Source organism: Gimesia aquarii, assembly GCF_007748195.1.
In the GTDB taxonomy this organism is placed as follows: domain Bacteria; phylum Planctomycetota; class Planctomycetia; order Planctomycetales; family Planctomycetaceae; genus Gimesia; species Gimesia aquarii.
On the sequence record NZ_CP037920.1, the window covers coordinates 6,294,377 to 6,307,021 of the forward strand.

General features: G+C 43.8%; 8 protein-coding genes. 2 read left to right on the forward strand and 6 right to left on the reverse strand.

Translation table 11 applies throughout. The annotated features are described in order from the left end of the window. The first annotated feature begins 30 nt into the window (after positions 1–30). Together V144x_RS24065 and V144x_RS24070 are read left to right on the forward strand one after the other, a co-directional pair. Positions 31–1,077, forward strand: coding sequence for a GspE/PulE/PilB domain-containing protein (locus V144x_RS24065; protein WP_144989026.1), 1,047 nt, complete (start codon positions 31–33; stop codon positions 1,075–1,077). A 221-nt stretch (positions 1,078–1,298) separates the two neighbouring features. Further along, on the forward strand, positions 1,299–1,550 hold the full coding sequence (locus V144x_RS24070) for a hypothetical protein (RefSeq protein WP_144989028.1): 252 nt from the start codon (positions 1,299–1,301) through the stop codon (positions 1,548–1,550). Between the two features lie 39 nt (positions 1,551–1,589). Here V144x_RS24070 and V144x_RS24075 read toward each other — a convergent pair whose 3' ends face one another. The 6 genes from V144x_RS24075 to V144x_RS24100 all read right to left on the reverse strand — a co-directional run bounded on the left by V144x_RS24075 (position 1,590) and on the right by V144x_RS24100 (position 12,583). Next, on the reverse strand, positions 1,590–2,891 hold the full coding sequence (locus V144x_RS24075; protein WP_144989030.1) for a hemolysin family protein: 1,302 nt from the start codon (positions 2,889–2,891) through the stop codon (positions 1,590–1,592). Between the two features lie 18 nt (positions 2,892–2,909). After that, entirely contained in the window at positions 2,910–4,655 is a 1,746-nt protein-coding gene (locus V144x_RS24080; protein WP_144989032.1) for an ABC transporter permease, read from the reverse strand. A gap of 107 nt (positions 4,656–4,762) precedes the next feature. Further along, the gene (locus V144x_RS24085) at positions 4,763–5,755 is read right to left on the reverse strand and encodes a polyprenyl synthetase family protein (RefSeq protein ID WP_144989034.1); all 993 of its coding nucleotides are present in this window, start codon (positions 5,753–5,755) and stop codon (positions 4,763–4,765) included. A gap of 261 nt (positions 5,756–6,016) precedes the next feature. After that, the gene (gene moaC / locus V144x_RS24090; RefSeq protein ID WP_144989037.1) at positions 6,017–6,496 is read right to left on the reverse strand and encodes a cyclic pyranopterin monophosphate synthase MoaC; all 480 of its coding nucleotides are present in this window, start codon (positions 6,494–6,496) and stop codon (positions 6,017–6,019) included. Positions 6,497–6,567: 71 nt separating this feature from the next. After that, positions 6,568–10,470 (reverse strand): AAA family ATPase, encoded by a 3,903-nt coding sequence (locus V144x_RS24095; RefSeq protein WP_144989039.1) that lies wholly within the window; start codon positions 10,468–10,470, stop codon positions 6,568–6,570. Between the two features lie 100 nt (positions 10,471–10,570). Beyond that, a complete protein-coding gene (locus V144x_RS24100) occupies positions 10,571–12,583 on the reverse strand; it encodes a flagellar basal body P-ring protein FlgI (RefSeq protein WP_197998613.1) in 2,013 nt (670 codons plus the stop codon). Positions 12,584–12,645 lie beyond the last annotated feature (62 nt).

Consider the following 12,645-nt stretch of genomic DNA (forward strand, 5'->3'; position numbering starts at 1 on the left):
TCTTGATCTAAGAGCAAGGAGTTCTCTCAGGTGGCAATTGATGTTTATAAGGATTGGCTGGGCATACCAGAAGGGGACCGACCTCCACATCATTATGATTTACTGCGATTAGTCAAATTTGAAGATGATGAAGAAAAAATTCGTGCACACTATAAAAAGTTAAATTCGCACGTACGAAAATATGCTTCAGGAAAATATTCAAACGAATCTCAAGATTTGTTAAACGAACTGGCCAAAGCCATGCTCTGTTTGACAGACCCGGAACGCAAAAGAGAATACGACGAAAGTCTGGGACGTGAATTTGAGGAGGAGGAATCAACGGGCCCTCTACCGGTTGAAAAGGTCCTCGTTGAACAAGGCCATATCGATAAAGCGCAAGCGAATGAGTTGATCGATTTTGCTGAGAAACGCGGTTTGTCAGTTCGTGATGCAGCCGTCCAAATGCGCTTTGTCGATGCAGAAGTGGCAACACAGGCACTCGCACGCTCTCAAGGTGTACCATATATTGATCTAGAAGAAACAATCCCTGACGAATCGATTTTGGATCAGTTGCCAGAACAGGTAGCAAAACGAAATACCATTCTACCATTATTCATTGACGACAATGTATTACTGGTCGCATGTGCTGATCAACCCACGCACGATTTGGAAGACGAACTGCGTTTACGGTACCAGGTTCCATCTCGCTGGGTTTTGGCAACTCCTCGATCAATCAGTCAGGGAATTGCTGAATATTATGCAGTGGCAGCGCAAGCAGATGACAGAAATCAGGAAACCAAAGCGGACTCTGCCGATGAATCAGTGAAGAAGTCTTCTTCAAAACCAAAGCCAGAGAAAAAAACGAAACCGTCTAAGCCCTCTCGGGGCAAGCCTGAATTATCTCCGGAAGAACTGAAAGAAAAGAAACAGCTGGCGTTCATTTTTTGTGGCTGGGCCTTTTGTGGTGCGATCTTAATCGACCAATTTGTTTTGAAAAATAATGTTTTCCCACAAACATGGCCTTGGAATTTTATGTTAGCGACAATCAGTGTGCCCTTCATCGCCTTTTATTTATGGTCCGGCATGTGGAAGAAGTAAAATCGATTTTATTGTTATTTCCAGAATATACGGGATAACCTCTCTCAACTTACCAAATTTGAGACCTTCTTTCTTTTGATTCGCTCTTACCTGTTTGTCTGCCGTCAGGCTTCCGATGAAAAGCTATATATAAGGGAGAAGGCTGGTCATAGTTGGAATCTTCTCTTTAGATCAGCTTAATTCGATTCTATCTGAAGCTGTCAAAAACCCGGAGTGCCTTGATGGCGATTTCTTCTGTCACATCTACTATGCATACCGCTTTATCAGGCATTGATCGCATAGGTCAGCGCATCGAACAGATTGCAGGTAATGTTGCCTCTGGTATTGAAAGTGAAGCTGGCGAAAGCAGCCAAGTGATCAAGAGTGGAATCATAGACCTACCCCAGCTCAAACATGAGGCCGTAGCCAACATGAAAGTGTTTGAGACTGCGCAAAGCCTATTAAATCCACTCCTCACTCAAAATCGAAAATAGATTGTAGTATCGGCTGAAGCCCCTTCTCTTCACACAACACTATTCTTCTATAAGATTTTCATTCACTGGCTCTGCTTCTTTGAGCTCAGCAACCAAATGCCCCAGTTTGCGAACTTCAATCACTTCCAACTGAAATCCCTGCCAATCACAAAGATCACCAACCTCTGGAATGCGTTCCAGTTTTTCATGAAACATTCCGGCAACCGTTAATAATCCATCGTCAGCGATTTCATAATCCTGCTGTAATTTGCGGCAAAGGTAGCGCAGCGTTGTGATTCCCTCAACATGATAAACGCCCGGTTGCACTTCTCGAACTGGTTCACGTTGTAAAATTCGTTTTGCCCGACTTGGTTCTGGCGAGACAATCGTGTCAATGATGTCTTCGAAAGTCACTATGCCAATCGTCTCTCCGTATTCATCAACAACTGATGCAAAGTGACAGTTTTCTGTCTGAAATCTCGAAAAGACATCTGAAAGGTTTGCACACCAGGGCACATGAATGATCCTTTGTGAATTCTGGTTTAGCGTCTTTTCTGTAAACGAAGATAAGTCGGAAAGAGATATAATACGATCAATCTCATCTGAATCGTTCTCGCTTTTTCGTAAAATGATATAGTCTGTATTGGGCGTAATTTTCTTTAAGTCGTCCAGTTTCAAAGGTGCATTAAACGTGAAATAGGTTCCTCTGGGACGCATCGCTTCTTCAACTAATATTTCTGAAAGATCTAAAATATTGTGCAGAATTTGCCTTTCATGGCGAATCACTTCTTCGCTGGCTCCTGAGGCATCGACGGCACGTTCCAAATCTTCAGAATGTAAATAAGGCTCTTTCTCAATACTTGGCCAAAAAGTCCGCCGCATTAATTTACTGACATTCTGTAGCAAGGGAATTACGGGATCAAGCAATCGAACTGAAATGGCTAAAGGCCAGCTTACGCTGACTGCGATTCTTTTACGAAAGACAATCGAAAGGCTTTTGGGAAGCACTTCGCCAAACAGAATAATTGCCAGTAGACTCCCCACGCTGAAAAAACCTGCGGCTGCCGTCATTCCAGCATCGGCCAGCCTCTTGGCAATCACACCTGCGACCGCAAAATATGTCAGATTGATCAATAGATTCCAAAAGAGAACAGCCGTCAATAATCGGTCTGCATCAGAGGCCAATGTCGCGACAATCTGCTCACTAGGCTTACCTCTGCTGAACTGTCTGAGTTCATCTCGTGAAAGATAAAAGATCGCAGTTTCACTGCCTGAAAAAAAACCGGAAGCACATGTCAAAGCAAATAATGCTAATGATCCTGGAAACCAGATTGCGACTGTATCAATAAATGCGATCATCATGATTCAGGAGTGACCACTCTAACCTTTATCAAAAGTGGTTTTTCCCAAGGCAACATCAAATTCAGAAACTGCCGGAATATACATCGAAAGAACAGGAAGCCCATACGCAAATAGAATCGTGATCAAAACTCCCAGAGTCCCTCCCAGCAAAAATGAAGTAATGGCATAAAATGTCAGGAAGGGAAGCAACCAGGCCGATATCGCTAATGCGTGAGACGGGTTACGATGCGTCATAACAGAGTGCAGCGCTGCACTTCCTACCACGATAAAGACCAGAAAACTCTGGAGCTGCAGAGCAAACGAAGAACGCGCTTGAACCAGGAGAATCATAAAAATAGCAATTCCAACGAAAAGAAAAAACATGGTTCCCAGACTACCACCGATTGCTGAACGGCTATTATCATAGGTAAGTCCCATATGCAATCCAAGTACGATCGCAAAAATCATCAATGCGAAAAAGCCCAGGAGCGTGCATAGAAATCCTTCTAATGAAAAAACACCCTGAAAGACAAGATAGAACAAAATGAGCGTTGGAATCAGGATGATTTCTTTACTGTTATAGAAAATCCCACCTAATTTTCCTAACACAAATTCTTTGGCGGAAATATCAGTGACGAGTAATAGCTCTAATGTTTTACTGTCTTTTTCTGATGTAATCGAGGTGACTGCCTGAGTATTCATGAGCATCAGGCTCAACCAGGCAATCCCAGCAAAAGCAAGTCCCTGTGGTGGAATCACACCTAAATAGCGAACTCCCTCCACTGCAGCATTCGATGTTGAAGCAGACCAGAGAGTGAATCCAGCGAGTAGAATATATGCCAATTTAATCACGAAAATTTTTCTACCGTAAGCTTTTGTCATGATTTCGCGCCAAATCACAGGATTTGACCAAATTGGACGCGACTTCTCTTTGATAATGACTGCTTCTTCCACTTCCTCCTTAGCCGTTGACTTATACACTGAACGTGAAGGGTTCCAAACACGTAAACGAAGAATCGTATAAGCCTTTAAGGCAATACCCAACATAAATAAACTAATCAATGATGGCCAGGCACTGACTGTGATCACTTGCAATCCAGAATTGAGAGAAAGAGGGTTCAAGATTTCATAGAGAGAACGAAATGGGTTCAATCCGGCAATCCAGGCGCGTCCTCCAAATTGCGGACCAATCAAACTGACGACCAGTTCCACGACTCCCAAAAAAACGACCATGCCTAACACACTGATTGCCAAGGTCTGGAATGTTTTTTCTCGCCAAAATGCTACCAGTCCGGCCCAACTTCCGGTCGCAAAAACTGTCATCAAGCACAACAGTTCCATCCAGATGATCTGTGATAACTCAACCCCTCCCAGCAAGTACAAGAAAATACAGACTGGTATGGAGGCAGCCAGCAGGACATAAACAATGAGCAGACTGGATTGGATTTTTCCACTTACAAGCTCACGGTCTTTGAGCTCAGTCATTAACAATAGAATGAGTGTGCCGCGGTCTTTTTCCTGCGCAATACTTCCTGCCGAAAATAATAGCGTAAAAAACAGAACGAGTAATAATTGGAGAAATGCGATTATTTGGAAAATCAAATTTCCCAGGCGCGCAAATTCTCCAATCGTAACGGTTTGAATTTGCTGAGTTCCCAAGATCGTTTGGCCCGCTGTGAAAATCAAAATAAACACGGCTGCGACATATCCAGAACGAATCAGGTAATGACGAAGCTGGCGAGGAGAAGTCAATGCTTCCCGAATAAATATTGGATTGCTAAACAATGTTCTCTAGCCTCTTAATCCGATTCATAATAAAACTGCTATCTTAATAACACCCTGCTGTTCACCAGCGATCAAGTCGATCCTGAAGTGTAGTTACTTCGATGATATTAAATCGATCTCTGGATAGCAAATTCTGTTAGTTCTTCAAGAATCTGTTTGGCTTGTGAAGGGGGACACCCTTTGAGAGATTCCCTGGCCTTGATTGCGAAATCGCGGGCACGATTTGCTGCATACTCGATGGCATCACTATTTTTAATAAATTGATCGAGCTTCGATTTAGTTTGTTGATCTGGTTGAGAGAGAATTTCCTGAATTGCAATTTGATCCTCTTGACGACTTTGACTCAGGAGCCGAATTAAAGGAAGCGTGAGTTTTTCCTTTTGTAAATCCGAGCCAAGAGACTTGCCCATTTGTTCTTCCGTACCGAGTAAATCCAGTAAATCATCGGTGATCTGGAAAGCAACTCCTAACGCACGACCGTAGTCATCCATTGCCTGAATCATTTTTTCATCGGCGTCAGAATACATGGCTCCTAGTTGAGTACTAATCGCACAAAGCTCGGCCGTTTTCCCATTGATGATTTCCAAATATTGCGATTCTGAAAGATCCAGGTTGCCACGTTCGTAAATCTGCGCTAATTCGCCTTCACAAACCAGATTGGTAGCTCGACCAATCAAACGACACGCACGAGCATCTCCCAGGCTGGCAGTAAGGTGAAACGCGTGTGTGAAGAGAAAATCACCGACCAGTACGCTCGTTTCATTGTTCCAACGCGCATTGACAGTTGCGACATGACGGCGGATCAATGCGTCGTCCAGTACATCATCATGCACCAGAGTTGCCAAATGAATCATTTCTACTACAGAGGCAAGTACAAAGTGGCTCTCTTTGATTCCCCCTGAAGCCGCAGCAGAAAGCAGCAACAAAATCGGGCGTAGTCGCTTTCCCTGAAAACGAGTGATGTGCTGTAAAACATCATGGACATAGGGGTGCTTCGAATTGACTTCGTTTAAAAAAACGCGTTCTGCCTGTTCCAGCTCATCGCCTATTAATTCTTCGACACGTGCCAACAGGTCATGCGTCGTAAGATGGTCCCCCATTACAGCCTCACCACAATCTTGAATCGATATCCCAGGTTTAGACTGGAACTCGGTTATTTTTAAAAAACACGGAACATATGAACTGTAAGATCAGATCACTAAGCCGAGTCATTGTAAGCATTCTACCGGCAGATAGGAATGCAAACAGGGCGCCACCTGTATGATTTCATAAGTCGAAATCAATCTTTCTTGAATTCTGGGAACAAATCAGCTGGTATCCATATTAAATAGAGGAAACCAGACCTGTATGGCCCCGGAAAATCAGCCTTTTTTCCTGATATAGTGGCCGCTTTTTCCACCTGATTTTTCAACAAGTTGAGTGGGTCCCAGGCTCATGGCACGATCGATGGCTTTGCACATATCGTAAACTGTTAATGCCGCCACGCTGACTGCGGTCAATGCTTCCATTTCCACACCGGTTTTACCATCAATTTTCACAGTGGATTCAATGCGAATTGTTGTTTCATTCAGAGCTTCAAAATCAAGACGCACACTGTTAATACTCAGGGGGTGACACAAAGGAATCAGGTCTGCCGTTTTTTTCGTTGCCATAATTCCTGCAATCCGGGCAATTTCCAGCACATCTCCTTTGGAAACCCGTCGGTCCAAAATACGCTTTTGTGTTTCGGGTTTCATTGTGATAAAGCATTCTGCAACGGCCATACGAGCGGTGATTGCTTTGGCACCGACGTCCACCATCCGGCTGGCACCATCTTCATCGAAATGGGTAAAATCAGACATCGAAACCTCAACTGGATCTCTGGTGAAAATTCGGTCTCCCAGTGACAGGCAAGCTTTCAGGTTTACATTCCTCAAGCCGCCTCTGAATCACTATCAGACGAATTTGACTGCTTGAAGTTTCCATCTTCAGTGATGTCATCAAATCGTACTGACATCCGCTTGGAAACTCCCGATTGCTCCATTGTAACTCCATAGAGAACATTTCCAACAGTCATAGACCGCTTATTATGCGTGATCATGATGAACTGCGTTGTTTCTTTGAAGTCGTCAATCAGCCCGGCATAACGCTCGACATTCGCTTCATCCAAAGCAGCGTCCACTTCGTCCAAAATACAGAATGGACTGGGACGACTACGGAAAATCGACATTAAAAGCGCGACTGCCGTTAATGTTTTTTCACCACCACTCAGCAATGTCAACCCTCGTAACTCTTTTCCCGGCGGACGGGCTACGATTTCAATTCCGCACTCCAGAATATCTTCCGGATCTTCCAGAATGATATCGGCCTCGCCTCCTCCAAACAGCTTGCGAAATATTTCTTGGAAATGGATACGAATGACTTCAAAAGTATCTACAAATAAACGCCTGCTTTCCGTATTGATTCGACGAATGATTTCTTCTAAAGCAGACTTTGCTTCGTCCAAATCATCCAGCTGTGACTTCATGTAGTCAAAACGGCATTCCAGTTCATCCAGATCTTTAAGGCTATCTGAGTTAATACTACCCATCATTTTTATTTTGCGTCGTAGACGATTAACTTGCGCTTCGATTTCCGGTCGAATTTCGAGGTAGAGATCGATATTAAAACCGGGTTGAATAGATTCTCTCTCCTGTTCAACGAGTTCACTCTCGACCTGTTCATTGATTTCATCAACACTCGACTGTTGCTCGACCTCGCTTTGCAAAGCAAGAGGTTCAGATTGATTGTCAAGTTCGGTTATAGAATCACTCTGCTTTGAATTTTTCTCGGTTTCCTCTTCCAGGTATTGCTTTAGAACTGACTCTCCCGAAGTAACAATCTCTTCTAATGAGAGTTGATATTCTTCCTCGATTCGGTCACTTAGAGAACTGATTTGATGTTCGATATCTCGGGTCTTGATTTCTTCTTCGTGTTTCTTTTCACTCAGTTCACGCCGCTCTTTGCGAACTGTTGCTTCTTCAGAACTTAACTGCTTTTTGAGTTGTCGTTTTTGCTCACGTAGTGAGATGAAATTACTCGCCTGCTCTTGTAATACATCCTGTAATAAAAACTGTTCATCCAAATTAGCACGAGTGTTTAAAATATGCAGTTTAATTTGTGAGTTTTTTTCCAGTGATAATTCATAACGACGATTGGATTCTTCCTGTTGTTGTTGTCGTTGTTCAAACTCCAACCTTAAACGACCAAAACGTTGCTCCAACCCGGTTAACCGTTCTTCATGCGTTGCTAATTCCAGTTGTCTTGAATTTTGCTGTTCTTTGAGCTCCTGAACTTCGCACTGCTTATTTAGTAAAACGGATTCATCCTGCTGAATTAATAAGTTCAAATTTTCCAGTTTTTCTTCTGTCGTTTGCTTCTCAAATAACACTGCTTCTGATTCGGAATGTAACTTCAGAGTGTGACTTTCCAGGTCTTCCAGATCATTTCGAACAGTCGTTAACTCTTCGTTTAACTGCGCCAGATTATGTGTGGCTGCTGCTTTCGCCGCCTTTTCCGTAGAGAGCGTTTCTGACGCTTCTTGCATTTTTTCTTGCCAGGAACTTCGTTCTGAATCAACAGCCGACAGTAACTCATCTAATTTTTCGAGAGCAGACTCATTCTCGCTTAGGGTCCGATCAATTCGAATCAAATCGTTTTTCAGTTTTCGCAATTCGCTCTTACGAGTGAATAGCGCCGACTCGCTACGTACTGCACCAACAAAAACGGATTGATTTTCTTCGATCAATTCACCTTGAAGTGTGACAAACCGGCAATTGTGCCCTTCCATACGCGACAGATTTACTGCAGTCTCTAATGAGTCAACAATCCACGTATCAGCCAACAGTATCTGGGCAAGTAATTTGTTTTCTTCTGTGAGATTAACTAACTGATCGGCACGATAAATCACACCACGATGTGATGATAAATCTGAAATGACCTGATTTGGTTCCGTATGAAAAGACTCGGTATTTGTGGCATTTCCTTCTACAGAAAACCCATTCACGGCTGACATTGGCTGATCATTCTCATTTTTTAGAGAAGGCTGGGTAATAAACCCAACCCGGCCAGAAATAGAATATTTCCCTTCTTTCAAAAACTGGTAGAGTGGCTCAAACTCTTTGATCACTAATAATTGAGACCGAATTCCCAAGGCAACTTCCAAGAGAGCCGCTTGTTCCAAATCTACATCCAAAAGATCAGCAACGCTGCCAAGAATCGTGTTCCACGGCGAATGGTTTGAAGTCTGTGCACGATTCAAAATTTCCTTGACACCGATACTGATTCCCTCTTGCCGACGTTCAAGGTCTTCTAAGACACTCCTGCGTGCCTGATACGCACTACGCTTTTCACGAAGATCTGAGAGTTGTTGTGTTTTTTGATCTTGCTCGCTTAAGAAAGACTGTTGTTTTTCATCAACTTCCGACAGGCATTGTGCAAACTCAGCGACTTTTTCTCCAGCAATTCGAAATTGAACCTCGCATTGCTCAACCTCAGATTGTGCTTCCTGAATTTTGGCTTCCAGTTGCACACGTTTCTCATTTGACTTCAGGCTTGAAGTATTGAATGTCTCCAGTTGTGTCTTTACAGAAAAAAGTTTGTTATCCAGAGCCAGAGACTGCTTGGTCAGCTCATGAACAAGCTGTTGTTTTTGTTGAACTTGTTCATTGGCCGCATCCAATTCTTCGGTCACAGCTATGATTTTTGCATGAATTTCTTCCAGGTTCTGGCGTTGAAGCTGAAACTCAGATTCAGACTTGTTTTTTTCGTTCGTAACGGCTTCCAGATCATTTTGAATCTCCGATGTTCTTTTCGCCATCAGGATTCTCTGTTTACGTAATCGAATTATTTCGGCTTCAAATTCCTGTTTACGTTCGAGTTGGTGTTCTATCGATGTTTGATTTCCCGCAATCCCTTCTCGATGTGAAGCAAGTTTTTTCTCAACCGTTCTTACTTGATCTTCAATTTCTGCAATCTCTAAATCTATCGCTGACAGTTTGTCTTCGTACGTTTGATATTCGGCGTTCAGTTCATCAAGACGTTTTTGATTCTCATCGATTCTTTCCTGAATGGAAGATTGCTGTGTAGTCAGGTGTCGCCAGTCATCTGCTGCCATCCCCATCCATAACTTGCGAAGCTCGGTGGAAGCTTCGCGGTATTTCGCTGCTTTAGAAGCCTGGCTTCGAGTTGAGTTCAGTTGTGCTTCTACCTCATCGACAATATCTGTGAGTCTGAGTATATTCTGGCCAACTCGTTCCAATTTTCGTTCAGCGTCAATCTTTCTCGATTTATAGCGACTGATGCCGGCAGCTTCTTCAAATACAACACGACGCGTAGCCGCATTTGCCTGTAAAATCTGATCAACACGCCCCTGTTCAATAATACTGTAGGCAGACGTCGCCGCACCGGTGCCCATGAATAAATCACGGATATCTTTGAGTCGTACCGGATTTCGATTAAGCAGATATTCTGAATCGCCGTTTTTCCATAACCTGCGGCCGATATGCACTTCCTGCGCATCAATATCCAGAAAACCATCTTGGTTGTGAAAGGTCAAAGTGGCTTCCGCATAGGCATTCGCCTTACGACCTTTTGAACCATTAAAGATGACATCGGTCATATCCTTGCCGCGCAGGCTTTTGGGGCTCTGGTCTCCCAGAACCCACTTAATGCCATCTACGACATTGCTCTTACCACTCCCGTTAGGACCAACGACGCAAGTGATGCCATCCGAAAATTCAAATATGGTCCGGTCGGCAAAACTCTTAAAGCCGAACAGTTCCAATGACTTCAGCATCACTTAACCTTATACGTAAAAACAGACGATGGGTGTCTGACTTCGAATCGACAAACAGGAATCAAAAGTAACAGATCTTGAATTGAGATATAGAAGGAGATTATTTGTTGAAATACCGAAACCAGTCTTTAAATGTGCTCTGTTTGATGAATTTTCCATCATCGTCTGATGACTTGGACTTTCGTGAATCAGACAAAGTCACTTCTCCTATTTCTGAAGAGTCAGCAGATGATTTCGAGCTTGTCTTTTTCCGAGGTGCTCCAGAATGAAATATGTTGGGAACCATATTCTCGTTACCTACGCGGGCACTCTTTTTCTTTTTAGATTTGGAAGATTTCATTTCACCTGACTTCAAAGCCATGAGAGCATCTTCTTCAACGGGACGATAATAGAGGCGACCACCTTCCGGTAAAGCATCAATTTCGACTTGCCCTTCGATATTCCCCTGTTGATGCGCCTGTAAGATCATTTGAGCAATATCGGGATAACTAGCTCCCATTTCTACTGCTGTACGAATCACAACGGCAATATTTTTAGATACTTTCTTCCGTTGGTCTTTCTCACCAACAGCGTACTTACTAACAATCAATTGATCGACACCAGGCGCGCCTGTAATTAACACATCACCCGCTCGTACAGCGATAGGAACTCGAAACTCCTGCTGAGAACCAAAGAGTACAACTTCGGGATGTTTTCGATGAGTGATATGGACCATGGGACCACCATTCTTCGGAGCACCCTCTTTTTGATTTGGATCGTCTTGAGACGGCGACTCTAATTCAGTTTGTAAAACATGCAACATGAATTGCCCATTCATATCTTCTCCACGAATGAATGGATCATTTTTATCCAGTGTCCAGAGCGCGCGAAACGCGCCATAACGGGTTTCTGCGCTGGTCATACTCATCAATTCACGTAAATAAATGTGTGCCTCTGGTTCATCAATGGCAGACATTGCTGCTAACGCATACACGCGAAACGCAGGTTCCTCTCTGGCAGCCTCCGCCAAATCTTTAAGGCCTGATCCATCATCCAGATAGGCCAAGGCGACAGCCGCATGGAAACGAACTTCTAACAAGGGGCTTTTTAACGCAGATTTGAGAATGGGAATCGATTTTTTACCAATCGCTTCTAATTGAATCGCCGCTCTTTCCGACAGCTCCGGAATTTTGATTTCTTCTGTCAGCCTTTGCATCCGCACCCGTTGTGCCACATCAGTTTCTCGAAATGCAATTTTTCGTACGACTTGCAAATACCGTGAATCATTGTGTTTGTAACGGGGCTTCAGTTTCAGCACGACTTTTTTATCAGTCTTTGCTTCGGCTAGAGGTTCCTCAATTCCATATCGATCAAAGTGGTGAAATCGTCCACCAATTCGATCGGCAATACGCATCGCATTTCGAATACTCTTAAAATCATTACGCAGGTATAAAGCCAGATTTCGGTCTTCTGTGACCGATACTCCCCCCGCGAGGATGCGACCACGGCGCAAGATCCCAGCGACCGCTTTTTTACGGTCTTCATTTGAGATCGGAGGAATTAAAATAGAGCCCCGCGCCTTGGCTAGAATGTGACCTTTCAAGAGACCACGGCCTTGAATCATCGCCTGTTCTGCAAGGTAGGATTCCATTAACCAACCCCCTTCCAGACTGGTTGCTTCACTATTTCCAGGCAGATAAACTTCAACATCAAACTTTTCTCCTTTTCGAATCAAAGGAGGTAAATATGCTTTAACAATAACTAGTGCCGTCGAAGGACTTCGTAAGATGTGGTTTGGATTTTTCACATTCCGACGACGCATTTCTCGAAGTAATGCTTCACGATGAACCGAAGGAGGAGGATTACCGCCTGTCCCTTTCAATCCAGTGACCAGACCAACACCTTCCAGGGCAATCAGGTTTTTACCGGTAATTTGTGTGTAATCTCCGATGAAGGGAGTCTCCACTTTGGTCTCAGCAAAGTCTTCTATCTCAGAGGTTTCCTCATCAGGGCTCTGCGAGCGCAGGCTGGCAGGATGCAGCCAGTCTGATGGACTCAAATTGAGTTTTTGACAACCGGAAATCCCGGCTGCTACCACGAGTACGATTACGAACAAGTTGACAGAGCTTTTCACAGCACGACCCCGTTTGTGAGAGAAATAGTCATTTTCGAATGGCAGCTTTTCTACTGAAATCA

Bases quoted from the DNA above. Each gene is read 5' to 3' on its own strand.
- V144x_RS24070 (WP_144989028.1), top strand. From the start codon at position 1,299: ATGGCGATTTCTTCTGTCACATCTACTATGCATACCGCTTTATCAGGC.
- V144x_RS24075 (WP_144989030.1), bottom strand. From the start codon at position 2,891: ATGATGATCGCATTTATTGATACAGTCGCAATCTGGTTTCCAGGATCA.
- V144x_RS24085 (WP_144989034.1), bottom strand. From the start codon at position 5,755: ATGGGGGACCATCTTACGACGCATGACCTGTTGGCACGTGTCGAAGAA.
- moaC (WP_144989037.1), bottom strand. From the start codon at position 6,496: ATGTCTGATTTTACCCATTTCGATGAAGATGGTGCCAGCCGGATGGTG.
- V144x_RS24095 (WP_144989039.1), bottom strand. From the start codon at position 10,470: ATGCTGAAGTCATTGGAACTGTTCGGCTTTAAGAGTTTTGCCGACCGG.